Source organism: Lysinibacillus sp. FJAT-14222, from assembly GCF_001278875.1.
GTDB classification, from domain to species: domain Bacteria; phylum Bacillota; class Bacilli; order Bacillales_A; family Planococcaceae; genus Lysinibacillus; species Lysinibacillus agricola.
This window is the reverse complement of record NZ_LIYL01000021.1, coordinates 40125-64193: the sequence shown is the minus strand read 5'-3', so window position 1 is coordinate 64193 and position 24069 is coordinate 40125. Positions and strand designations below refer to the sequence as shown.

Genomic DNA, 24069 nt, shown 5'->3' with positions numbered 1-24069 from the left:
AGCCCTCCCTTTCAAGTATTACTTTACAATTTTAATATCACTAAACGGCCAGAAAATCAGACTTGTATTACCAATAATCTCTTTTTGATCGACGATACCAATATCACGACTGTCCCTACTGTATCGACGATTGTCTCCCATAACGAAAACATAGCCCTCTGGAATTACATCGAGTTTTACATCAATGTCTTTTAATGTAAAATCCTCTGTTAATGTACCTTCTGTAATTTGTGATTTGTAGGCATCTAAATAAGGCTCATCTAGCGGTTCACCGTTAATGTATAATTGATCATTTTTATATTCCAATGTATCTCCTGGTAGTCCAATAACACGTTTAATATAGTTTTTCTGCTCTGGAGCGTGAAACACAACAATATCAAAGCGTTTTGGTTCACCTATTTTATAACCAATTTTATTCACGATCATACGGTCACCATCTTCAAGGGTTGGCATCATGGACTCGCCATCTACTGCAATGGGTGTAAATAAAAAATAACGAATAATTGCTGCAATCGCAAATGCAATTAGAAGTGCCTTAGTCCATTCCCATAGTTCATTCTTTTCCTTCACTTGTTTTTCCATCGAGATTTGCCCCCTTGTCTATCCTCATTTTAGATGATAGTTATTTAAGATGACAAGCAAAAAGAAAAGGAGCTTGTTGCACAAGCCCCTCACTTTTAAATCATAATTATCGAATTTCTTTAATACGAGCAGCTTTACCACGTAAGTTACGTAGGTAGTAAAGTTTAGCACGACGTACTTTACCACGACGTACAACTTCTAAGTTAGCGATTTTTGGTGTGTGTACAGGGAATGTACGTTCAACACCTACACCATAAGAAATTTTACGAACTGTGAAAGTTTCGCTAATTCCGCCACCACGACGTTTAATTACTACACCTTCGTATACTTGGATACGTTCACGAGTACCCTCTACTACTTTCACGTGTACCTTAACAGTATCACCAGGACGGAAAGTTGGTAGATCAGTGCGAAGCTGAGCTTTTGTAATTTCTGCAATAATGTTTGACATTGTTTTCTCTCCTTAGACAGATGCTCTTGCACGCAATCTATGCCACAGCGGAACATCGTAATTCAGTACTTCACATAGAAGTACAGAATAGATGTTATCACAAATGTAGATAGCAATCAAGCATCTTTATTGTTGTTTTTCAAGTTTTTCTACATACAATTTTTGCTTATCGGTTAACGGATAATTCTCGAGTAGATCTGGACGACGTTCGAATGTTCTTTTCAAAGATTCTTCCTCACGCCATTGCTCAATCTTTGCATGATTACCCGATAGTAAAATATCAGGTACTTTCATTCCACGAAATTCAGCAGGTCGTGTATAATGTGGGTGCTCTAAAAGACCTGTTGAGAACGAATCTTGTATATGGGAATCCTCTTGTCCTAAAACCCCCGGCAGAAGTCGTACAACGCTATCTATAACCGTCATAGCCCCTAGCTCTCCACCAGTTAATACGAAATCTCCAATTGAAATCTCGTCTGTAACAAGATGCTGACGAATGCGTTCATCATAACCTTCATAATGACCACATAAAAATACTAGTTCTTTTTCTTGCGCTAGCTCTTCTGCCTTTTTTTGAGTAAAACGCTCACCTTGTGGACACATCAAAATGATACGAGGATTTCTTCCTTCAGTAATGGACTCGACAGCGCTAAACATCGGCTCTGGTTTTAATACCATTCCCGCGCCACCACCATACGGATAATCGTCTACTTGATTATGCTTGTTACCCGAAAATCCACGAATATCAGTTACTTCTAGCTTTACAGCACCTTTTTCCTGTGCTTTCTTTAATATGGATGCACCAAAGACGCCTGCAAACATATCAGGAAATAAACTTAACACATGAATATTCATCATAGCAGGCCTTCCATTACGTGTATCACAATTTTCTTCTCATCAACATCAATTTCCTTGACGATGTCTTCGATATACGGGATATAATGTTCTTTTTTAGCGCCCTTGACTACCCAAACATCATTTGCTCCTGTTTGAAGAATGTCGGTCACTGCTCCGATTGTTTCGCCTTCTTCAGAAACAATTGTACAGCCAATTATTTCATGGAAGAAAAATTCATTTTCCTCTAATAAATTATCTGACATTTGATCTTTCGTAACTTTGAGCATGCCTTCTTTGAAAGGCTCAACCAAGTTGATGTTATGCATTCCTTCAAAAGTTAATAAAATAAAGTTTTTATGACGACGCACTGATTCAATTGTTACCCACGTTGGCTTTTTATCGTCTTTTTTAAACGCCGCAAGCTTATTTCCTACTGCGAAGCGCTCTTCTTCAAAATCTGTTGTTGATAATATACGCACCTCACCACGAATACCATGCGTATTGACAATACGACCTACATTAAACCATTCCATTCAAATCTCACCTCGTATAAAAATGCTAAACAAGCTCATCCCCGTCAAGCTACTAGCTAGCCAGATCAAAAAGTAACCTTTCTCTCACCTTTCACCTACAAAAGCAGTTTAACTTTTGGTGGACGGTGTTATAGCTAAGACGTTGACCAGTCTTCCTCAATGTCATTATGTTCAATTACCTCTCAAAATAATTATGATAATGAAAAAAGGAAGGAACCGGCAAGCTCCTTCCTTTTAGTCCAGATTTTACGCTTTACCTCAGAGCCACTTTGAATTCCTAAGCGCATTTAAACATACCGATCAGGACTCTCCAGTGCTTGTTGCATGTAAAAGAGCGTGAAAATCTTTTCTATCAATCCAATATATCGACGTAGGTCTTTTTTTGATGGTGACTACCCGCCGCTGAATAAACAATTGTACGAATCGCTTTCGCTACTCGCCCTTGTTTGCCTATGACTTTCCCTCGATCCTCTGGATGAACAAAAAGTTTATAAACAATTCGATTTGCATTTTCATCCGTCTCTATACGAACTTCTTCTGGATAATCGACTAACGGTAAAACGATTGCTTCAATCAGCTGCTTCAAAGACGTCGCCCCCGATTATTTACTGAATTTTTGGTTATGGAATTTTTCCATGATACCTTGTTCTGAGAACAAGTTACGCACTGTATCTGATGGTTTTGCACCGTCAGCTAACCATTTAAGAGCTTTCTCTTCATCGATGTTTACAGTAGCTGGTTGAGTTAGTGGGTTGTAAGTACCAACTGTTTCGATTTGACGACCGTCACGTGGTGAACGAGCGTCTGCAACTACGATACGATAGAAAGGAGATTTTTTAGCTCCCATACGTTTTAAGCGAATTTTAACTGCCATTTTAATAGCACCTCCGAATAAGTTTCACACAAGATAGTATATTATCAATGTTTATGTTGTTTGTAAAGTGTTTTTTCTTAACACCTATAAATTATTATTTAAACAATGAATCAAAGCCTGGCATTTTCATCTTTTTCTTTCCTTTACCACTCGCCATGCCTGTCATTTGCTTCATCATTTTCTTCATTTCATCAAATTGTTTTAATAGACGATTCACCTCTTGAATCGAAGTCCCAGAACCATTCGCTATGCGCTTTTTACGGCTACCGTTAATAATTTCTGGATTCGTCTTTTCAGCAGGTGTCATCGAGTAAATAATCGCTTCTACGCGACCCATTTGCTTATCATCCACTTTAACATTGTCTAAGCCTTTGATTTTGCCAGCACCTGGTAACATTTTTAAAATATCCTCAAGCGGACCCATTTTCTTTACTTGCTGCAATTGCTCAACAAAATCATCAAATGTAAAGCTCTGAGTTTTAAATTTTTCCTCTAGTTCTTTAGCCTTTGCTTCATCAACGTTTGCCTGAGCCTTTTCAATAAGCGATAGAACGTCGCCCATCCCTAATATACGAGACGCCATACGCTCTGGATGGAATGGTTCGAGTGCATCCAATTTTTCGCCCATCCCGACAAACTTAATCGGCTTCTGTGTTACTGAACGAATTGATAATGCAGCACCACCACGTGTATCACCATCAAGCTTTGTTAAAACAACCCCTGTAATGCCGATTGCTTCATTAAAGCTTTCTGCCACGTTGACAGCATCCTGACCTGTCATAGCATCTACAACTAGGAACACTTCATCCGGCTCTTTTAGTGCACGAATATCTTTTAATTCTTGCATTAAATCTTCATCGATATGCAAGCGACCAGCTGTATCGATAATAACGACATCATGATGCTCTTCTTTCGCCAATTCAATTGCCTGACGTGCAATTTCTACTGGAGATACATCCGTTCCTAACGCAAAAACAGGTAAGGATAACTGCTTTCCTAACGTTTGTAACTGCTGAACAGCCGCTGGACGATAAACGTCTGCAGCAACTAGTAATGGCTTACGATTATATTTTTTACGTAGCACATTTGCCAATTTACCTGTAGTTGTCGTTTTCCCTGCACCTTGTAAGCCGACCATCATAATAACAGTTGGTGGCTTTGTATTAAATTTGATTGGGCTTTGCTCGCCACCCATTAATTCTGTTAATTCGTCTTGTACGATTTTAATAACCTGCTGACCGGGTGTTAAGCTTTGCATAACTTCTACACCGACAGCACGTTCACTGACCTTTTTAACGAATTCTTTGACTACTTTTAAGTTAACATCCGCCTCGATTAAAGCAAATCGGACCTCTCGCATCATTTCTTTAACGTCTTGTTCCGATACTTTTCCTTTACCTTTAATCTTTTGGATCGTTCCTTGGAGTCGCTCCGCTAATCCTTCAAAAGCCATTGCTTTCGCCTCCTAATCCCATTCTTTCAACTGTTCTATAAGCGCCAATTGCACTTCAACTGTCATACTTTGTTCCGTGATCCCTGTTGTTAGCTGCGCAAGCATTTGTGTACGTTGTTGAAATTTTTCCAATAAACATAGTTTTTCTTCATATTCTTCAAGCATCGCTTCTGTTCGACGGATATTATCATAAACAGCTTGGCGTGAAACTCCATATGATTCAGCAATCTCTCCAAGCGAGTGATCATCTAAATAATATAGCTCCATATAACTTCGTTGCTTATCTGTTAATAATGCTTGATAAAAGTCGAAGAGAAAGTTCATGCGTGTTGTTTTTTCAAGTAGCATCGAATATTTCTCCTCCCGTTATTAGTCATTTGTATCATAACGAAAAGCGCCCGTCCGTGTCAAGGTAATCTCCTTGTCTAAAAGCTTTAATTAACTGCTTTTCAGGCGTTTTTCACCTATAGCTAGTATTTCCCTTTTAAACAATGCGTTTCCCTGCACAAACGAGCGCAATTACAAATTTACTTCCTCAAATGTTAATCCTCGGACCACCACCAAAACGTGTTGTTGATTTCCGTTCCGACTTATTTACATAGTATACGTTTTAACAAAAGTCATCTACAACTCTTGATGATGAACCTAATCCTCATTATTTTGTAATTCTTTATCTAAACCATCCGCAAATAATCCATACACATAACGCTCTGCATCAAATGGCTGTAAATCGTCCATTTTTTCACCAAGACCAATAAACTTCACTGGAATGTGTAGTTTGTTGCGAATGGCAAGGACAATACCACCTTTTGCAGTACCGTCAAGTTTTGTTAAGACAATTCCTGTTACATTTGTAACCTCTTTAAATGTTTGTGCTTGAACAAGTGCATTTTGACCTGTTGTTGCATCTAATGCTAATAGTACTTCATGCGGAGCATTTGGTATCTCTCGAGAAATTACACGATGAACTTTTTCAAGTTCATTCATTAAGTTCACTTTGTTTTGTAGACGTCCTGCTGTATCACAAATTAACACATCCGCTTTACGGTTTTTCGCCGCGCGAATTGCATCATACATAACCGCTGCTGGATCAGAGCCTTCTGATTGTTTAATCACTTCACAACCAACACGGTCTCCCCAAACTTGTAATTGGTCGATGGCACCAGCACGGAAAGTATCACCTGCCGCTAAAACAACTGTTTTACCTTGTGATTTTAGACGATGAGCAAGTTTACCGATGGTAGTCGTTTTCCCAACACCGTTTACCCCAACGAATAAAATGACAGTAAGCTCACCTTCAGGTTGCATATTCAGTTCGATTAAATCTTCTTCTCCTTGCTCATAAATTTCCACAAGTTTTTCAGAAATAAGCGTTTGAATTCCGTTTGTATCTTTTATATTTTTACGCTGAACCTCGAAGCGTAATTTGTCCATTAGCTCCATTACTGTTTCAAAGCCAACGTCTGCCTGTAATAATAAGTCTTCTAATTCTTCAAAGAAATCTTCGTCCACTTTTCGATAGCGAGCAACTAGATCATTCACTTTTGAAGTAAATGAATTACGCGTTTTTTCCAGTCCAGCCTTGAACTTTTGTGTAATAGACCATGCAGAAGGTTTTTTCTCCTCTACTGGTTCTTCTGCTATCGCAACCTCTTGCACTTCTTGTTGCTCTAGTTGTTCTTGATCTTCTTTTTCTTCAGGAATTTCGGTTTCAATTGAACTTTCCGTTACAGAAACTTCCTCTACTTTTTCAACTTCATCTACAATTTCTTCAATTTCTTCAATTTGAGCAGGCTCTGTTGCTTCGTCTTGCTTCTGTTCAGCAGCTTCTTCTTCCGTACTCTCTACTACTTTTTCTTCCTCGACCGGGTTGCCTACCAACTTATCTTTTAAACGTTTAAAAAAACTCATGCTTGTTCGCTCCTTTGCTCCGCAAGTACGGGTTCATCTTCTAATTTTACTGATACAAGTTTAGACACGCCTGATTCCTGCATTGTAATACCATACAAGACATCCGCTCCCTCCATCGTCCCTTTACGATGTGTGATCACAATAAATTGCGTATTACGGCTAAATTTCTTCAAATATTGGCTATATCGAACGACATTTGCCTCATCTAAAGCCGCCTCTACCTCATCGAGAATACAAAATGGTACAGGTCGTATATTTAAGATGGAGAATAATAAAGCGATTGCAGTAAGTGCACGTTCACCACCTGAAAGTAAACTTAGGTTTTGTAATTTTTTCCCTGGTGGTTGTGCTACGATTTCTATACCCGTTTCTAGCAGATTTTGAGGGTCCAATAACACTAAATCTGCCTGTCCTCCACCAAACAATTCACGGAATACACGTTTAAATTGCTCTCGAATAGCATAGAAGGTTTCGCTAAATCGAAGCGTCATTTCCTCATCCATCTCTTTAATAGCCTCATGCAATGTTTCCTGTGCAGCAAGTAAATCCTCCCGCTGCTCAGTTAAGAATGAATGGCGTTCAAGTACACGATCGTATTCCTCAATGGAACTCAAATTAACAGGACCTAGCTCCTCTATCGATTTCTTCAGCAGTTTCACTCGACGTCGCATATGCTCTTCATCTTCAATTGCAAGGGCTAACTCCTCAGCCTCATCAAATGCTAGCTGATAGTTTTCTTCTAGCTGTTCATTGAAATTATTTATCTCAAATTCTACGCGACTTCGCTTCAATTCATTTGCACGTATTGCTTCAAGATAGCCTTTATGTGTACGTTGCAATTCCTTCAGCTGTTCTTCTAAAGTAGTAAGCTCTTGTTGTTGTGCTACTTTTTCATCTTTTTTCTGTGAAATAGTATCCTGCAGTGAATCTCTTCTCGCTTTCCACGTAGCAACCTGCTCATCAACTTCTTCATCACTTAAAAGTTTTGTCGATTCATCAGATTGAAGCCAGATTATTTCCTGAGAAATATTGTCAACTTTTTGACGAGCTTTGTTCAATTGTAGGGCTAACTCTGCAGTAGCAATTTGCACTTGTGACATTTGCTCCTGCATAACTGCTAACTGCGAGCGTTTTTCTGCGGATTGCTCACGAAGTACATCCTTCTCTGTTTCGCTTTGTAACTTCACCTTACTTAGTTGTTCCACTGTTTCATTAATTTCTAACAGTTCTGTTGCTAGTGCCGTTAAACGCTCTGTAGCCGCTTCCCTTTGAGCTAACAATGCTTCTTCGCGTGTTTTTACATCTTGTGTTTCATTAGAAGCAAAAGATACTCGTGCAGATAAGCTTTTCTCGACAACCTCTAGCTCGCGAATACGACTCGCCTGCTGCATTTCATCTTTTCGTAGTTGCTCTCCATCAAGCTTCAATTGCTCTACTTTGTCTCGCAATATTGCAAGCTTCTCTTTTTCAGTTGTGACAGCCTGTTCAGCACTATAAATGGATGCTTCTAACGATTCTAGCTTTACTATTAAACCATCTAATTCCGCTTTTCTAGTAAAGAGTGAAGATTGTTGCTTCACAGAACCACCTGTTAACGAACCGCCTGCATTGACGATATCACCTTCAAGTGTTACGACACGATATCGAAAACCACATAATCGAGCAATTTGGCTTGCACCTTCTAAACTTGATGCAACGATTACATTGCCAAGAAGGTTTTCGACAATTGTGCGGTTGTTTTCATCGAACGTAACAAGTGCATCAGCCATTTGGACAAATGCTGGATGCTCAGTAGCTAGTTGAATCATAGATAGATTGATTTTACGTGACTTCATGACTGATTTGGGTAAAAACGTCGCGCGTCCAGCTCTCTTTTGTTTTAACCAATGAATTGCCTGTTGAGCATATCGTTCATCGGTTGTCACAATATGTTGAGAGGCTGCCCCTAATGCTGTTTCAATAGCCTGGGAATATTTTCCATCTACTTGGATTAACTCAGCAACAGCTCCTTCAATTCCAGCTAATTCACCTTTATCACGCGCTAATAATACTTCTTTTACTCCATGGAAGAACCCAGAGAAATCTGCTTCAAGCTCAGCTAGCGTATCTTTTCTAGCCTTCAGTTGCTGCTGATGCTGATAAGCCTTATAAAGCATGTCTTGCTTTTCATTAAACGATGCATTGACGTTCTTAAGCTGTATTTGCAATGTTTCGTATTGCTCAAGTTTTCCCTGCAATTCGTTAGTTGTTGTAGTGTGAGCAACAACTAGCTTTTCTTTTTCCACAAGAATTTGTGCAAGCTCCTGACCAAATTCATCAGTTTGGTCTGACATTCGTGTCGCCATCGCTTTTTGTTGTGCTAATTGTTGTTCAATATTTTTCAATTCATTTTTAACTGTTGCTTCTTCGTTTAAGGAGTCGATATAGTGGTTTTTTTGTTCTTCAATTTCTTGTTCAATTTCAGAAACAGAGCGATTTAAAGATTGTTCTAATTGCTTGATGCTTTGTTTTAGCTCTGATACCTCTTGCTGTTTTTCAGCGAACACTTCTTTTTTCTCTTGCTCTTGAACTATGAGAGCCTCGACCTCATCTTTTGCTTCTTGTAATGCTGTATTCAATTGAAGTAGTTGATTAGAAGCATTTTGTCGCTTTTCAGCCATTAATGCTTTACGACCATCCCAACGCTCTACCTCCATCGTCGCATTAACAAACTCAGCCTGAGTAGTATCCAAATAGTCATCTAGCTCTTTTAAAAGCTTACGAATGCTTGCAGTTTGCTTTTCTATTGAAGAGATATTATGCGCTTGTTTTTGCTCTGTTTCATATAGCTCTGTGTACTCAGCTTTCAGTGCATGCAAAGATTGTGCACAATTTTTTAAATCGTGCACAAGGATGGCGATATCAAAATCCTTTAACTCTGTTGACATTTGCACATAATCTCTTGCACTTGATGCTTGAATTTCTAGCGGCTCCAGACGACTGTCTAGTTCATGTAAAATATCTAAAACACGATACAAATTTTCATCTGTTTCAACAAGCTTATGCTCTGCTTTTTTCTTTCTTAATTTATACTTTAACACGCCAGCTGCCTCTTCAAAAATCGAACGACGGTCATCAGGTCGGCTATTTAAAATTTCATCGACACGGCCTTGTGAAATAATGGAGAAGGCTTCTTTCCCAAGTCCTGAGTCCATAAACAAGTCCGTAATATCCTTCAGGCGACACTGCTGGTTATTTAATAAATATTCACTATCTCCTGAACGGTATACGCGTCTTGTTACGCTGACTTCTGTATAGGAAAAAGCAAGCTGTTCATCTGTGTTATCTAAAATTAATGTTACCTCTGCAAAGTTTAGTGGCTTACGTGAGTCACTCCCAGCAAAAATAACATCCTCCATCTTTGCCCCACGTAACGACTTTGCCGATTGCTCCCCAAGTACCCAACGAATAGCATCAGTGACATTACTTTTTCCACTGCCATTTGGCCCAACAACCGCTGTAACGCCGGGCACAAAATCAATTCCAATGCGCTCCGCAAAAGATTTAAAGCCAATCACTTCGAGTCGTTTTAGGAACATCTATTAAGCCTCCTCTTTTGCAGATTGCTCACGCATTGCACGCATCGCACATTGCGCAGCTTGCTGCTCGGCTTCTTTTTTTGATTTCCCACGACCAATACCAAGCTCCTGTCCATTTAATAGTACGCTCGATACAAAGGTACGGTTATGTGCAGGACCCTTTTCATCAATAATTTCATAATGAAGAAGGCCATTATTCGTTTGCTGTACCATTTCTTGCAATTGGCTTTTAAAATCCATCACATGCGAAAAAGCACCGACTTCTACTTTCGGGAATACGATTCGTTCTAAAAAGGACACGACCGTTTGTAAGTCCTGATCTAAATAAAGGGCACCTACAAATGATTCAAATACATCTGCAAGCAGCGCTGGGCGTTCCCGTCCACCTGTTAATTCCTCACCTTTTCCGAGTAATACAAAGCGACCAAAGCCTAATTCATTTGCAAAGACCACAAGTGATGGCTCACATACTATGGATGCTCGTAGCTTCGTCAGCTCACCCTCACTCATATGAGGGTATTTCTCAAAAAGGTATTTAGAAACAGACAGTTCAAGTACTGCGTCTCCTAAAAATTCAAGACGCTCATTATCCGTAAACAATTTACGGCGATGCTCATTCACATAAGATGAATGCGTGAATGCTTGATACAATAAATTTTTATTAATAAATGTGATAGTTAATTCATGCTGTAACAGCTCGAATTGATTGCGTACTTTTTCAGGAAGTACGCCAGATTTCTGCATAGTTCCTTTTCTTTTCATAGCCATTGAACAATCTGCCTTCCTAATAGTTTCTACCGTTTTAGTGTACCTTTTTCAAGACATTTATGCAAAAGTATTTCGGCTTAAATACAATGTTTTGGAAATTTTTTCGTAATTTATTTTCTAAAACAAAAAAAGGGACGTTCATAATTCGAAAAACGAACCATTTCGTACCCTTTTAAATACATCTTAGCCTATTATATCCGCTCTTCACATTCAAGCAAAAACAGTAGTAATTTCTGCTGAATAACGTTAAACGAAATTAGTTTAATTTACTTTCAATGTATGAAATTGCAGAACCAACCGTTGAGATTTTTTCAGCATCTTCATCAGAAATTTCCATATCGAATTCGTCTTCAAGCTCCATTACAAGCTCAACTACGTCTAATGAGTCAGCACCTAAATCATCACGGAAAGAAGCTTCTAGAGTTACTTCACTTTCTTCAACACCTAAACGGTCCACGATTACTTTTGTTACGCGTTCTAATACTGTAGACAAATCATTCACCTCCCCTCAAATGATTATACAAAAAATCATTATCTATGACTAATTGAAATTACATCACCATGCCGCCATCTATATGTAACGTCTGACCCGTCATATAGTTAGCATCATCTGAAGCTAGGAAAGCTACTGCCTTTGCGATATCCTCAGGCTGCCCAAGTTTAGCAAGAGGAATTTGCGTAAGCATGCCTTGTTTTAGATCTTCTGGTAGTTGTTCAGTCATTTCAGTTTCGATAAAGCCCGGTGCAATTGCATTCACTAGAATATTTCGTGAAGCTAACTCCTTTGCAGTCGTTTTAGTTAGTCCAATAACACCTGCTTTTGCAGCTACATAGTTAGCCTGCCCCGCATTACCAGCTACACCGACAATCGATGAAATATTGATGATACGGCCCGCACGTTGCTTCATCATTTGACGAGTTACTGCTTTTGTACAAAGGAAAACACCTTTAAGGTTCGTGTCTAAAACATCGTCCCATTCATCTTCTTTCATACGCATTAACAAGTTATCACGTGTAATACCTGCATTATTTACTAAAATATCAAGCGAGCCGAATGTTTTCACAGCTGCATTCATTAATGCTGTAACTTCCTCTGTTTTGGAAACACTCGCTTGTACGGCAATAGCCTCGCCACCATTCTCTTGAATCATCGCGACAACTTCTTCTGCCTTTGCCTGTGAGCCGCTGTAGTTAACGACAACTTTAGCGCCCTCATCAGCAAGCTTTAATGCAATAGATCGCCCTATTCCACGCGAAGCACCAGTTACAACAGCTACTTTACCATCTAATTTACGCATTAATTGTCCACTCCTTCGCCGCTTCTAGCACAGTCTCTAATGATGCTTCATCATAAACACAATATGTCGCAACAGTTCGATCGATTTTTTTCACTAATCCGCTTAATACTTTACCTGGTCCACACTCAATAAAGACATCGACACCTTGTGCAATCATTTCACGCACAGATGCTTCCCATTGCACAGCGCTAAATACTTGTTCTACTAACTCATGTTGAATAGTAGCAACATCCTCTAATTCTTTCGCCATGACGTTGCCGATTACAGGGATTTTTGGGGCTGACAATGATATAGCAGCCAATGCTTCTTTTAATTTTCCAGATGATGGGCGCATTAGCTCTGAATGGAATGGGCCACTAACAACTAAAGGTATTGCTCGTTTGGCGCCTGCTTCCTTCGCTGCTAAAGAAGCCTTGTCAACGCCTTCCTTTGTACCAGAAATAACGATTTGCCCTGGACAGTTTACATTCGCTACCTGAACCGGGTCACCTGCTGCAGATACTTTTTCAGTTACCTCATGCAGTGCCTCAAGCTCCATCCCTAGAATGGCTGCCATAGCGCCTTGCCCTGCAGGTACAGCTTCATTCATATAAAGCCCACGCTTATGTACGACAGAAACTGCATCCTCGAACGATAGCACACCAGCGATTACTAATGCACTGTACTCTCCAAGTGAATGCCCTGCTGCATAGTTTGGCGTAATACCTGCTGCACGTAATTTTTCTGCTACCATCACACCAGTAGTTAAAAGCGCCGGCTGTGCATGGTAAGTCAATGTTAGCTCCTCAGCTGGCCCCTCTAACATAAGTTTAGATAGCTCAAAGCCAAGTGATTGATCTGCACTGTCATAAAACGCTTTACTTTCTGCCGCATTCTCAATAAATTCTTGCCCCATTCCAACTACTTGAGAACCTTGTCCTGGAAAAACAAATGCTATTTTCGTCATTTTTCATTCATCCCCTTTTTAATCAATAATGCCTCGGCATAATTGCGTCCGGAATCGGCTTTGTGCTTGCACAAAGAACTCCTTTCCGATTCCGTGACATCCGCCGGAGGCTTTAGGCCAACAAATGTTTTCTGTGCGAAAGCGTAGTGCTAACGTAGCGACAGCAACATGATGTTGGTCACTCAGTCGTTGCCACAGGACGTGGCGTTCTTAGACTGAGTTCCTCTATATCAGTGGGTGTTTGGACACCCGCTGAAAGAAGTTAATCAATTTCTAAGTGACGTACTGTATCTGTAATCGTCGAGATGACTGTATGCTCTACCATCGTATTTGCTTGGCGAATCGCACTGTATATTGCTTTGGCGTTGGAAGATCCATGTGCCTTTATTACAGGTGCTTGTAAACCAAACAAACCTGCACCACCATACTCTGTGTAGTCCATTTTATTTTTCAAATCACGTAAATTATTTTTCATAAGTGCTGCCGAAATTTTTGTTTTTGTTGAAGACATAAACGCCTCTTTCAGCATTGAAAATAATGCGCCTGCTGTTCCTTCTATCGATTTCAGCACCATATTACCTGTAAAACCATCTGTTACTACAACGTCAGCTACCCCTTCAAGTAAATCTCGAGCTTCTACATTGCCGATAAAGTTCAAATCTGCTTCTTTTAATAATTCGAAAGCAGCCTTCGTTAATTCATTTCCTTTTTTATCCTCAGTACCGATATTTAGCAAACCAATACGTGGCTTTTGTAAGCTGCCTACCTTTTTCGCATAAATATCGCCCATAATCGCATATTGCAATAAATGCTCAGGTCGCGCATCTGCATTTGCCCCTAAATCAAGCATTAAAAAGCCCTTACCATCCAATGTTGGTAGTGTAGTGGCTAAAGCAGGTCTAGCAATCCCTTCAATACGTCCTACTTTAAATAAGCCACCTGCCATTAAAGCACCCGTATTACCTGCTGAAAGACAAGCATCTGCCTTTCCTTCTTCAACTGCATCCATCATTCTTGCCATCGATGAATCCTTTTTACGGCGAACAGCGCGTGCTGGATCGTCTGTTCCTTCCACAACTTCCTCACAATGTACTACAGTTAATCGATCATGTATTTTAATAAATGGTTCAAGCTTTTCCTGCTGACCATATAGTTGTATTTCTAAATTTGGAATTTGCTCTAATGCTAATAAAGCACCTTCAACAACTGATTTTGGTGCGTTGTCGCCACCCATTCCATCAAGCGCTAATTTCATTGTTGTTCACCTTCACCTTTCGTGCGATACATATCAAATTCACCAACAAAAACTGTTTCGCCGTTAACAGTGGACGTCAACTCTACTTTTGTACGATGATTTTTTTCATCACGTCCAATAACAATAGCTTTTGTAATAACACGATCTCCAGCTCTAACAGGTTTCACAAAAGTAATATTAGAATGTACTGTTAATGCTAGTTCGTCGTCAATAACTGCTACCGCCAATGAATTTGCCTGTGCAAACAAATGATGTCCACGCGCGATGCCATTGCGCTGAAAAACATGTTCTTCTTTTACGTCAAAAATAGATAGTGCACGATTATCCAATTCAATATCAATTATTTCTCCGATTACTTCATCAATCGGTAGTGATTTTACTTCATTTTCATAAGTTTTCGAAGCAACATCTTTAATTCGTTCTCGTAATTCTGGAATCGCTAATTCCATACGATCTAAACGAATCGTTTGGACACTAACCTGAAACTGTGTTGCTAGCTGTTCATCTGTGACGAATGGATTTTCAGCTATCGTTTCGGATAATAGTCGCTGTCGCTCTTTTTTCGTTCGTCTCAACATCATTCGCCACCTTTTTAGTTGTTATTAGCACTTGGTACTAATATCAGTATATAGAGTATTAAAAAAGAATGCAAGACTTGTTTAGAAACAAGTTCCCACATTCCTAATAGAGTATCAAATATTCAGTTAATCGAAGCGATCCCCTTGTAAAACGCCTGAATTTTCAAGCATTTCACGTAATTTTTTGTATTCATCATCACGCCAAAAAGCATCAGTCTCAAGTATGTCCGTTGCATCTTTTCTTGCAGTCTCAAGTATTCGATAATCATGCACTAAATCCGCTACTTTAAAATCAGGCAAGCCACTTTGTTTACGTCCAAAGAAATCACCTGGACCACGTAGTTCCAAATCCTTTTCAGCTAGGCGGAAACCATCATTCGTTTCCGTCATCGACTGCATTCGCTCTTTGCCTTCATCAGATTTTGGATCGGCAAGCAACACACAGTATGACTGATGTTCGCCTCGTCCAACACGTCCACGCAGCTGATGCAATTGAGCTAAGCCGAAGCGTTCAGCGTCATAAACAATCATAAAAGTTGCATTTGGTACGTTAACCCCAACCTCAACAACTGTTGTAGACACGAGCACATGAATAGTCCCTTCACTAAAGGCTCGCATAACAGCGTCTTTTTCATCCGCAGTTAGGCGACCATGCATTAACCCAACATTGTATCGCCCGTTAAAATACGTTGCAAGCTGCTCGTAGATTTCTACTGCATTTTGTACATCAAGCTTGTCTGATTCCTCGATAAGAGGACAAATAGCATATGCCTGCCTTCCAGCAGCAAGCTCTAATTCTAGCTTTGACATAACAGAGCCAAATTGCTCTTTTTTCATCCAATGTGTTTCAATTTGTTTACGCCCCGCTGGCATTTCATCAATCATTGAAACATCCATCTCTCCAAATGCTGTAATCGCAAGTGTACGCGGAATAGGTGTCGCCGTCATAAAGAGCACATCTGGATTCTCCCCTTTATCACGCAATATTCTACGCTGCTCAACCCCAAAACGATGCTGTTCATCCGTTATGACAAAACCAAGCTTGCAAAAAACGACATCAGGCTGAATAAGCGCATGCGTACCAATTAAAATATCTATATCCCCATTTACTAGTTCTTCTAAAAGTAACCGACGCTCCTTTGCTTTCGTCGATCCTGATAGTAAAGCCACACGTACGCTAAATGGCTCAAACCATTCCTTCAAGTTTTCAGCATGCTGCTCAGCTAAAATTTCTGTTGGCGCCATTAATGCTCCCTGAAAACCAGCAGTTACAGCTGCATATAAACATATCGCCGCAACAACGGTTTTCCCTGACCCTACATCACCTTGAAGTAAGCGGTTCATACGATGCGGTTCTTTCAAATCCTTGCAAATTTCATTGACGACGCGTTTTTGTGCACCTGTTAATTCATACGGTAACGATGCAATAAAGGCACGTAGTTTTTGCAAATCAAACTGTATAACTGTACCGTGCTCACTGTCCTTTCGAATTTTACGTAACGCTTGAATACGTAGCTGAAAGTTTAGTAACTCTTCATAGGCAAATCGCCTTCTTGCCTGCTTTGCATGCCCCGCATCAAGAGGGAAATGAATGCCTTCAAGTCCCTCACGCATTGAAACAAGCTTATAATCCGCTTGTAAACGCTGTGGAATTGCATCCGGTATCTCTGCACCAAACTCATCTAGCGCTTGTCTCATATATTTACGAAAACGCTTTTGTTGAATCAACCCTTTTAGACTATAAACAGGTTCGAAGTCGACCTGATCTGTTTTCGGACCAAACGTAACAGACGTTCCATTGATAACTTGTCTGCCTCTGTCCCATTTACCTGTGACGGTAATAATAGCTCCTGGTACAAGCTTCTGCTTCAAATAGCCTTGATTAAAAAAAACAACCTTCACCAAATGTCGACCTGCCAGCACCGTCACTTGCAATCGAGATTTATTGCGACCTAAAAACAACATTGTCGGTTCACGTTCAACTTTACACTCAACAGTGACACGTTCATTATGTGGTGTTTGTGCTAAATCCTTTAAACGAAAATCCTCATGTCGATGCGGAAACGTCCATAATAAATTCGCTATCGTCTCGATGCCTAATGCCTCTAAATGCCCTGCTGTTTCTTTCCCGATTCCCTTTAAATCGGTAACGGGACTCGTTAAATCAGTCACCTTGCACGACAACTCCTCCAAATATTTCCACCACAAGTACTTTACCCATAGTCATTCGTTTAACCATACGTTTTTTCAGCATATGAGTTTTCCCCTTTCTTACGATTACTCTTAGCGTTTAACACATCTGAACACACGTATTATTATTCTCAATATTATTATATAACTTTTCATTTTCAGTAAGATAGCAATTCAATTCAATTCATTAATAATTGATTGATAGTTAATTATATCGAATGAATTATCACTTTTTCATCCTAATTCCCTATAATTTTCAATTGTTCTAGTTCACGATTTACAACAATCAATGACCCTCTTCATATTGGGTCATTTTTTTAAGTGATTGTAACTTTAATTTTTGGACACTCAATAAAAAGTAACTTAAACTCGCATTCATCCTCACCACTTATAAAGGTAGGGGACTTTTGTACCTGTCGCTACGCTTTCGCTACAAAAAACATCTGTAGCTGACGTTTCATTTTCGCTACGAAAACATTCGCTGAAAGAAGCTAAAACGTACGCCATGTATATAAGTTGATTGGAGTGGGGGCTGGGCGACTCCTTGGGGATCAGCGTCACAGATGAGACCCTGGAGCGAGCAAGTAGGGGAACGAAGGCTAAGAGCATCACGTCCTGTGATAACGCCTTCGTGACCAACGTCGTGCTGTTGCTGTCGCTACGCTTTCGCACATACAAAACCCTCTGCTGCCGCTACGTTAGCACTACGCTTTCGCGCAAAAAACATCTGTTGGCCCAAGCGGCTCATCGGACGCCCCCAGGAAGCTTTGCTCTGTGCGAAAGCGAAGCGGCAGCTACAAATGTTTTATCTGTGCGAAAGCGAAGCGACAGCAACAACAAATGTTTTCTGTAGCGAAAGCAAAGCGGCAGCTACAAATGTTTTATCTGTGCGAAAGCGAAGCGACAGCAACAAATGTTTTATCTGTGCGAAAGCAAAGCGGCAGCTACAAATGTTTTATCTGCGCGAAAGCGAAGCGTCAGCGGCAAATGTTTTATCTGTGCGAAAGCGTAGCGGCAGCAACAAAGCGCCCAGCCGGAACGGAAATCAACCACACGTAATGGTGATGAGCCTAGAATAGGGAGTATCACCAAGAGAATGTATCCTCTTTGTCTAAACTACCCTCCCGTACTATTTCACCATTATGTTTTTCATTTTCACCTATAAAACACCTATACCATGTGGAACCTCAAAAAAACACGCCTCCCTTAGGAATAGCGTGTTTCATATTTTTATTTTTGCAGTGATTTGATACTCTCTAAATTGCCGTTATCAAATATAGCTTTACTAATCGCTTTACCTGTTGGTGTTGCAGCTAGGCCTCCACGTGCAGTTTCTTTTAAATTCGGACTCATAGATTGTCCAATTCGATACATCGCACCAATCACTTCATCACACGGGATGCGACTTGTGACACCCGCGAGTGCCATATCCGCAGCTACAAGCGAATTTGACGCACCCATAGCATTTCGTTTTACACAAGGAACCTCCACTAATCCAGCTACTGGGTCACAAACAAGCCCAAGCATATTTTTGAGTGTAATGGCAAATGCTTCTGAACATTGCTGCGGGGTACCACCAGCCATCTCTACAATCGCCGCCGCTGCCATACCAGCAGCTGAGCCAACCTCTGCTTGACAGCCACCAGCAGCACCTGAAATCGAAGCATTATTGGCAACAACGAAGCCGAAAGCACCTGATGTGAATAAATAACGAATCATTTGCTCACGTGTTGGATTTAGCTTGTTTTTCACTGCAAACAGTGTCCCTGGTACAACACCAGCTGATCCTGCAGTTGGTGTTGCACATATTGTACCCATTGCCGCATTAACCTCATTTGTTGCAACCGCTTTACTCACCGCGTCTAATAATAAATCCCCAGACAATGATTTTCCTTGCGCAATGTAATTTTGAAGCAATACTGCGTCTCCACCAGTTAAACCCGTTACAGATTGCACACCCTTCAAGCCTCTTTCAACAGCTTCCTCCATCACCGTTAAATTACGGTCCATTTGCTGCATAATTTCTTCTCTTGTACGTCCAGTTATTAACATTTCCTGTTCAATCATAATTTCAGAAATTAGTTTTCCTTCTTGATCTGCCCGTTCAACTAGTTCACGAACATTATGAAACAATACGTCCATACTGGGACACCTCCTTAGTTATTAATTTTAGAAACCTTTGAAATATGTGGTATTAAAGAAATTTGTTGTAGTACTTTTTCCTCGATGTTTTGATCGACTTCTATCACCATAAGTGCCGTTAAACCACGTTCAATACGCGAAACCTCCATATGCCCAATGTTGACTGCATGCATCGCTAAGCAATTTGCTACATTGGCAATACAGCCAGCACGATCATCATGTACAACAAGAATAGCTGGCATGCCACCTGTTAACCGTAACTTGAAGCCATTAACCTCACTCACTTCAATTTTACCGCCACCGATAGAAATCCCAACAACAGACATCTGTCCTTCATCATCGCCAATCACAAGGCGAGCAGTATTCGGATGTTCCATATTAGCTGTTTCTGGGATAAATTCATAATCTAATCCTGCCTTTTCTGCATCGGCAAAAGCTGTTTTAATTCGTTCATCAAATGTATCGTAATTTAATAGGCCCCCTATCAATGCTACATCTGTTCCATGTCCTTTATACGTTTCAGCAAACGAACCATATAAGTGAATTTTCGCCCACTTTGGTTGTCTCCCAAATAAATCTCTGGCAACGCGTCCAATTCGTGCGGCACCTGCCGTATGAGAGGAAGAAGGCCCAATCATCACTGGTCCAATAATATCAAATACTGAAGTAAACTTCATAAAAACACCCCTCTATTCTATCCATATAATAATATTTATTTTTACTTATATCATGTATCATGCTTGATAGTCACTATAAAAGTAAAGCACTTCTTTATCAACTTTCAGAAAATTTACACTACTATAATATACAAGTGGAAATATTGTTTAACTTTTGTCCACTCCATATACACAATAATTTCAAAAGGCTGATATTCCAGCATTTTCAAGTACATTGTCCTACGGGTACATACATCAAATCACTTATTTTTAGCTAATTTATATAATTTATTATCCCCTATTCTTCTTGTACCATAAACAAAAGCAGTACACGGTCTGTGCACTGCTTTGTCTACTTCCTTGCAAAGTAGCATTGAATTATTCTACTGAAATAATATATGGATATAATCCTTGCTTTCCATTAAATAACTCAACTTCCACCTCAGGATAGTTCTCTTCAATAAATTTTACTAGCTCCGAGGCATTTTCTTCTGTAGTATCCTCACCATAAATAACTGTTACAATTTCAGCATCTTCATCTACTAAATCAGTAATCACCTTCTCAGCAGCATCTTTTAATGCTGGGGTAGATAATACAATTTTTCCTTCTGCAAGAGCCATGAAATCGTCCTTATGGATTTCTACGCCATCAATAGATGTATCTCGAACTGCATAGGTTACTTGGCCTGTTTTAACATTTGCAAAAGCCTCTGTCATTGTTGCTTGGTTTATTTCAACTGCCGCCTCTGGATTAAACGATAGAATCGCTGCCATACCTTGAGGGATTGTTTTCGTTGGAACTACTGCTGCTTCAATATCTAAAAGCTCTACTGCTTGTTCTGCTGCCATGACGATATTTTTGTTATTCGGTAAAATTAACACTTTTTCAGCACCAATTTCTTGTACTGCCTTAACAATATCTTCAGTTGAAGGGTTCATTGTTTGACCGCCTTCAATAACATAAGAAGCACCAATTGAACGAAGTAATTCAGCAACTCCCTCGCCCATTGCAATCGTTACAATTGCATATGGATGCTTTTCTACTTTTTTAGCTGAAGACACTTTATGATCCTCCCCAACGATAGCTGAATGCTGTTCACGCATATTGTCGACCTTAATTTTAATGAGATTACCATATTTTTGACCCATAGCCAAAACAGCACCTGGTTGCTCAGAATGAATATGAACTTTAGCAATCTCTTCATCCGAAATAACGAGTAAAGAATCACCTAGAGGGTTTAATTCATTGCGGAATTGTTCTTCACTAAAGGGCTCTTTCCCTTCTTCCAAACGTACCATTATTTCAGTACAATAACCAAACTCAATATCCGCAGTATTCATGAAATCTTGTGCTCGATGATGCTCTGCATTGATCAAATCATCTAAAGTTGCTTCATTTTTCTGCGGTAATGGTTCACCTTTTAAAGATGCTAAGAACCCTTCATAAACAAATTGAAGACCCTGACCACCGCTATCTACAACACCTACTTCTTTAAGAACAGGTAGAAGCTCAGGTGTACGTTCCAACGAAGCTTGTGCTTCAGCAGTAAATGCTTCCATCACTGCAATGATATCGGTTTCAGTTTCTGCCACTTCCACGCCTTTTTTTGCCGCTTCACGTGCTACCGTTAAAATCGTTCCTTCAACTGGCTTCATTACCGCTTTATAGGCTGTATCAACGCCTGCTTGGAAAGCACCTGCAAAGCCCTTGGCATCAATTGTCGCATCTTTTTCAATAAATTTACCAAAGCCACGGAATAATTGCGATAAAATAACGCCAGAATTTCCGCGCGCTCCCATAAGTAAACCTTTTGATAAAGCCTGTGCTGTTTTACCGATATGTTCTGAAGCAGAGAGCTCTGTCTCCTTTGCGCCAGATGTCATCGATAAGTTCATATTCGTTCCAGTATCACCATCTGGTACTGGAAATACATTTAATGAATCAACATAATTTGCATTTTGGAATAGGTGATGGGCACCCATTTGCACCATTTCTGCAAACTTTATTCCGTCTAAAGACTGCATTCGATTTAGTTCCTCCTCTTAATCATTCGCTACACGAACGCCCTGCACAAAGATATTGACAGATTTTACGCTCATACCTAATGTTTTATCCACTGTATATTTCACTTTCGATTGTACTTGATAAGCAACTTCCGAAATCTTTGTCCCGTAACTAACAATAATGTACATATCAATATGTAAATCGTCGTCCTGTTTTCGAATAACAACACCTTTTGCAAAGTTTTCTTTACGTAAAATATCAGTTAGACCATCACGAATTTGATGTTTAGATGCCATGCCTACAATACCGTAGCATTCTACAGCAGCGCCACCAGCAATTTGCGCAAGTACATCTGTTGAAATATCAATTTGGCCGAATTCATTGTTTAACTCAATTGACATAGAAATGCCCCCTTGGCTCTTTTTGACTAAAGTATATTGTAACACTTTCGTTATACATTAATCAACCTAGGAGGGCATGAAAACGCTCTGTATCAACGTTTTACTGTCATTATATAGATAAAATTAACCTTCATCGAAATTTTCATTTTTGCTGTAAAAGTTGTTACGACCGTTTTGTTTTGCTGTGTATAATGCTTGATCGGCTAATTTACAGCATGTTTTCAAATGCTCGATATTTGAGATTTTGACATGGCACATCCCGATACTGACTGTGACAATATCAGCTACTTTTGAACGCTCGTGACGAATGTTTAAATTGCGGACTTCCTCTAAAATTTCCTCACAAACATGCTCTGAAAATTTTGCGGCATGTTGGCTAACGATGACGAATTCTTCGCCTCCCCAGCGTGCAGCAAATGCATTATACTTTTCAGCAATTTCATCTAACAGAGCTGCCACTTTTATTAATGCTTCATCACCCTGTAAATGACCATAATAATCATTGAAATTTTTAAAAAAATCTATATCAATCATCATGACTGATATAGATTTTGGTTTACTAAGTTGTTGCCCTATTTGCGTTAATTTATTATTAAAAGCTCGTCGATTAGGCAAATTTGTCAACGTATCCCGAAGCGCTTGCTCTGATAGCTCATTATTTTTCTCAGCTAACAATTTTGACAAATTCTTGGATCTTATCATTTCTTCTTGTAATAAAATATGTTGTTTCGTAAATTGTCTTTGAACTTTATAATTATGTCGTTGAATAACTAGCCCTATGGGAATAATAAGGGACATCGGTAAAAGTATTTTAATACTTTCACTTGATACCCCAACACTCAGATAAGCACTTATTAAAATTGGTGGCACTGTTATTAATGCAATCCAAAAAATTTTCAGGAAAGGGATAGAAAAAATAACGCAAATCAATAAAAATAGCACCTCATAAAGAGCCGCATGTTTAAAGAAATAAACATCCATCACGGTGATAACAGTAATTAATACCAATATAGTATAAATATAACTGAGTAAAATAGATTCGTATTTTCGGAAATTAAGAGATGTAACCTGAATTCTCTTTTCTTTTACAAATAATAACACCGCTAAATCTATATAAAACAATATAGTGTGTATAGCTATATAAGCTGGCACCATCGCTCGTTCTGTTTTCGAAAAAAAGACCTCACCATAATGAATTATTATAATGATGACTGATACATACATTAATGTCCACGCTACTGTTCGCATACGTTTCAAATTAAATTGAATCATTTCTTTCTGTATAGAGAGAACTAGCTTTTCTTGATTTTCCATAACGTCCGCTCCTAATAAAACAGTCTTGCAAATTCATTTCGCCTTGGCGTAATTGTAGCTTTCGCCAGATAAACAATGCCGCTGTCGTTACAAAATTGCTGAATGAAGATAATTTGTCCTATTTTTATCGTCTAGATAACGAAAAATACAAGTAGTCTTTGCAAAAATTGTTGATAAACGAACGAAATTAGCTCCACCTTTTTACTAAAACTCAAAAAACACCATTTACTTCACTAGTCAAAAACAAAACTTCTAAACTTCTATAAAATGCATTTCGTTGCATAAAATAATCTCTGA

23 protein-coding genes are annotated in these 24069 nt (G+C 39.4%); 1 reads left to right on the top strand and 22 read right to left on the bottom strand.

The window, feature by feature from the left end; all coding sequences use genetic code 11:
* Positions 1 to 18: 18 nt before the first annotated feature.
* From lepB to recG, 17 genes are all read right to left on the bottom strand, one after another.
* Positions 19 to 582 (bottom strand): signal peptidase I, encoded by a 564-nt coding sequence (gene lepB, locus AN161_RS09890; protein ID WP_053594189.1) that lies wholly within the window; start codon positions 580 to 582, stop codon positions 19 to 21.
* A gap of 106 nt (positions 583 to 688) precedes the next feature.
* Positions 689 to 1033 (bottom strand): 50S ribosomal protein L19, encoded by a 345-nt coding sequence (gene rplS / locus AN161_RS09885; protein WP_053594188.1) that lies wholly within the window; start codon positions 1031 to 1033, stop codon positions 689 to 691.
* Positions 1034 to 1159: 126 nt separating this feature from the next.
* Positions 1160 to 1888: a tRNA (guanosine(37)-N1)-methyltransferase TrmD gene (trmD, locus tag AN161_RS09880; protein ID WP_053594555.1), complete on the bottom strand. Its 729-nt coding sequence runs from the start codon at positions 1886 to 1888 to the stop codon at positions 1160 to 1162.
* Positions 1888 to 2403 carry a ribosome maturation factor RimM gene (rimM, locus tag AN161_RS09875; protein ID WP_053594187.1) on the bottom strand — a complete coding sequence of 172 codons (516 nt, stop codon included), beginning with the start codon at positions 2401 to 2403 and terminating at the stop codon, positions 1888 to 1890. Before rimM ends, trmD begins: the two co-directional genes overlap by 1 nt.
* Before the next feature lie 352 nt (positions 2404 to 2755).
* On the bottom strand, positions 2756 to 2989 hold the full coding sequence (locus tag AN161_RS09870; RefSeq protein ID WP_004269410.1) for a KH domain-containing protein: 234 nt from the start codon (positions 2987 to 2989) through the stop codon (positions 2756 to 2758).
* Between the two features lie 15 nt (positions 2990 to 3004).
* Positions 3005 to 3277: a 30S ribosomal protein S16 gene (gene rpsP, locus AN161_RS09865; protein ID WP_004269411.1), complete on the bottom strand. Its 273-nt coding sequence runs from the start codon at positions 3275 to 3277 to the stop codon at positions 3005 to 3007.
* Positions 3278 to 3371: 94 nt separating this feature from the next.
* Positions 3372 to 4730, bottom strand: a complete 1359-nt coding sequence (gene ffh / locus AN161_RS09860; protein WP_053594186.1) for a signal recognition particle protein — start codon at positions 4728 to 4730, stop codon at positions 3372 to 3374.
* A 12-nt stretch (positions 4731 to 4742) separates the two neighbouring features.
* Positions 4743 to 5078, bottom strand: coding sequence for a putative DNA-binding protein (locus AN161_RS09855; protein ID WP_053594185.1), 336 nt, complete (start codon positions 5076 to 5078; stop codon positions 4743 to 4745).
* Positions 5079 to 5375: 297 nt separating this feature from the next.
* Positions 5376 to 6641 (bottom strand): signal recognition particle-docking protein FtsY, encoded by a 1266-nt coding sequence (gene ftsY, locus AN161_RS09850; RefSeq protein ID WP_053594184.1) that lies wholly within the window; start codon positions 6639 to 6641, stop codon positions 5376 to 5378.
* Positions 6638 to 10219, bottom strand: coding sequence for a chromosome segregation protein SMC (gene smc, locus AN161_RS09845; RefSeq protein ID WP_053594183.1), 3582 nt, complete (start codon positions 10217 to 10219; stop codon positions 6638 to 6640). The genes ftsY and smc overlap by 4 nt, the downstream gene beginning before the upstream one ends.
* A 3-nt stretch (positions 10220 to 10222) precedes the next feature.
* Positions 10223 to 10981: a ribonuclease III gene (gene rnc, locus AN161_RS09840; RefSeq protein ID WP_198926870.1), complete on the bottom strand. Its 759-nt coding sequence runs from the start codon at positions 10979 to 10981 to the stop codon at positions 10223 to 10225.
* Positions 10982 to 11243: 262 nt separating this feature from the next.
* Entirely contained in the window at positions 11244 to 11480 is a 237-nt protein-coding gene (gene acpP / locus AN161_RS09835; protein WP_036124798.1) for an acyl carrier protein, read from the bottom strand.
* Between the two features lie 58 nt (positions 11481 to 11538).
* Complete coding sequence (fabG, locus tag AN161_RS09830; protein ID WP_053594181.1) at positions 11539 to 12285, bottom strand: 3-oxoacyl-[acyl-carrier-protein] reductase; 747 nt, start codon at positions 12283 to 12285, stop codon at positions 11539 to 11541.
* Positions 12278 to 13231 carry an ACP S-malonyltransferase gene (gene fabD, locus AN161_RS09825; RefSeq protein ID WP_053594180.1) on the bottom strand — a complete coding sequence of 318 codons (954 nt, stop codon included), beginning with the start codon at positions 13229 to 13231 and terminating at the stop codon, positions 12278 to 12280. The genes fabG and fabD overlap by 8 nt, the downstream gene beginning before the upstream one ends.
* A gap of 262 nt (positions 13232 to 13493) precedes the next feature.
* Entirely contained in the window at positions 13494 to 14486 is a 993-nt protein-coding gene (plsX, locus tag AN161_RS09820) for a phosphate acyltransferase PlsX (RefSeq protein WP_053594179.1), read from the bottom strand.
* Complete coding sequence (gene fapR / locus AN161_RS09815) at positions 14483 to 15061, bottom strand: transcription factor FapR (RefSeq protein WP_053594554.1); 579 nt, start codon at positions 15059 to 15061, stop codon at positions 14483 to 14485. Before fapR ends, plsX begins: the two co-directional genes overlap by 4 nt.
* 129 nt (positions 15062 to 15190) lie before the next feature.
* Positions 15191 to 17236 carry an ATP-dependent DNA helicase RecG gene (gene recG, locus AN161_RS09810; RefSeq protein ID WP_053594178.1) on the bottom strand — a complete coding sequence of 682 codons (2046 nt, stop codon included), beginning with the start codon at positions 17234 to 17236 and terminating at the stop codon, positions 15191 to 15193.
* A 792-nt stretch (positions 17237 to 18028) separates the two neighbouring features.
* Here recG and AN161_RS09805 point away from each other — a divergent pair.
* Positions 18029 to 18313 carry a hypothetical protein gene (locus AN161_RS09805; RefSeq protein WP_053594177.1) on the top strand — a complete coding sequence of 95 codons (285 nt, stop codon included), beginning with the start codon at positions 18029 to 18031 and terminating at the stop codon, positions 18311 to 18313.
* Positions 18314 to 18484: 171 nt separating this feature from the next.
* Here the strand turns inward: AN161_RS09805 and sdaAA are convergent, their stop codons facing one another.
* The 5 genes from sdaAA to AN161_RS09780 all read right to left on the bottom strand — a co-directional run bounded on the left by sdaAA (position 18485) and on the right by AN161_RS09780 (position 23772).
* Positions 18485 to 19396 carry an L-serine ammonia-lyase, iron-sulfur-dependent, subunit alpha gene (sdaAA, locus tag AN161_RS09800; RefSeq protein ID WP_053594176.1) on the bottom strand — a complete coding sequence of 304 codons (912 nt, stop codon included), beginning with the start codon at positions 19394 to 19396 and terminating at the stop codon, positions 18485 to 18487.
* Between the two features lie 14 nt (positions 19397 to 19410).
* Positions 19411 to 20073, bottom strand: a complete 663-nt coding sequence (gene sdaAB, locus AN161_RS09795; RefSeq protein ID WP_053594175.1) for an L-serine ammonia-lyase, iron-sulfur-dependent subunit beta — start codon at positions 20071 to 20073, stop codon at positions 19411 to 19413.
* 357 nt (positions 20074 to 20430) lie between these two features.
* The gene (locus tag AN161_RS09790) at positions 20431 to 22077 is read right to left on the bottom strand and encodes a DAK2 domain-containing protein (RefSeq protein ID WP_053594174.1); all 1647 of its coding nucleotides are present in this window, start codon (positions 22075 to 22077) and stop codon (positions 20431 to 20433) included.
* Positions 22078 to 22095: 18 nt separating this feature from the next.
* Positions 22096 to 22458 (bottom strand): Asp23/Gls24 family envelope stress response protein, encoded by a 363-nt coding sequence (locus tag AN161_RS09785; RefSeq protein ID WP_053594173.1) that lies wholly within the window; start codon positions 22456 to 22458, stop codon positions 22096 to 22098.
* Positions 22459 to 22581: 123 nt separating this feature from the next.
* A complete protein-coding gene (locus AN161_RS09780; RefSeq protein ID WP_053594172.1) occupies positions 22582 to 23772 on the bottom strand; it encodes a diguanylate cyclase in 1191 nt (396 codons plus the stop codon).
* Positions 23773 to 24069 lie beyond the last annotated feature (297 nt).

What these genes read in the sequence shown, in the direction of transcription:
- lepB (WP_053594189.1), bottom strand. Translation starts at nt 582, where the DNA reads ATGGAAAAACAAGTGAAGGAAAAGAATGAACTATGGGAATGGACTAAG.
- rplS (WP_053594188.1), bottom strand. Translation starts at nt 1,033, where the DNA reads ATGTCAAACATTATTGCAGAAATTACAAAAGCTCAGCTTCGCACTGAT.
- trmD (WP_053594555.1), bottom strand. Translation starts at nt 1,888, where the DNA reads ATGAATATTCATGTGTTAAGTTTATTTCCTGATATGTTTGCAGGCGTC.
- rimM (WP_053594187.1), bottom strand. Translation starts at nt 2,403, where the DNA reads ATGGAATGGTTTAATGTAGGTCGTATTGTCAATACGCATGGTATTCGT.
- rpsP (WP_004269411.1), bottom strand. Translation starts at nt 3,277, where the DNA reads ATGGCAGTTAAAATTCGCTTAAAACGTATGGGAGCTAAAAAATCTCCT.
- ffh (WP_053594186.1), bottom strand. Translation starts at nt 4,730, where the DNA reads ATGGCTTTTGAAGGATTAGCGGAGCGACTCCAAGGAACGATCCAAAAG.
- AN161_RS09855 (WP_053594185.1), bottom strand. Translation starts at nt 5,078, where the DNA reads ATGCTACTTGAAAAAACAACACGCATGAACTTTCTCTTCGACTTTTAT.
- ftsY (WP_053594184.1), bottom strand. Translation starts at nt 6,641, where the DNA reads ATGAGTTTTTTTAAACGTTTAAAAGATAAGTTGGTAGGCAACCCGGTC.
- smc (WP_053594183.1), bottom strand. Translation starts at nt 10,219, where the DNA reads ATGTTCCTAAAACGACTCGAAGTGATTGGCTTTAAATCTTTTGCGGAG.
- rnc (WP_198926870.1), bottom strand. Translation starts at nt 10,981, where the DNA reads ATGAAAAGAAAAGGAACTATGCAGAAATCTGGCGTACTTCCTGAAAAA.
- fabG (WP_053594181.1), bottom strand. Translation starts at nt 12,285, where the DNA reads ATGCGTAAATTAGATGGTAAAGTAGCTGTTGTAACTGGTGCTTCGCGT.
- fabD (WP_053594180.1), bottom strand. Translation starts at nt 13,231, where the DNA reads ATGACGAAAATAGCATTTGTTTTTCCAGGACAAGGTTCTCAAGTAGTT.
- plsX (WP_053594179.1), bottom strand. Translation starts at nt 14,486, where the DNA reads ATGAAATTAGCGCTTGATGGAATGGGTGGCGACAACGCACCAAAATCA.
- sdaAA (WP_053594176.1), bottom strand. Translation starts at nt 19,396, where the DNA reads ATGGACGTATTGTTTCATAATGTTCGTGAACTAGTTGAACGGGCAGAT.
- sdaAB (WP_053594175.1), bottom strand. Translation starts at nt 20,073, where the DNA reads ATGAAGTTTACTTCAGTATTTGATATTATTGGACCAGTGATGATTGGG.
- AN161_RS09790 (WP_053594174.1), bottom strand. Translation starts at nt 22,077, where the DNA reads ATGCAGTCTTTAGACGGAATAAAGTTTGCAGAAATGGTGCAAATGGGT.
- AN161_RS09785 (WP_053594173.1), bottom strand. Translation starts at nt 22,458, where the DNA reads ATGTCAATTGAGTTAAACAATGAATTCGGCCAAATTGATATTTCAACA.
- AN161_RS09780 (WP_053594172.1), bottom strand. Translation starts at nt 23,772, where the DNA reads ATGGAAAATCAAGAAAAGCTAGTTCTCTCTATACAGAAAGAAATGATT.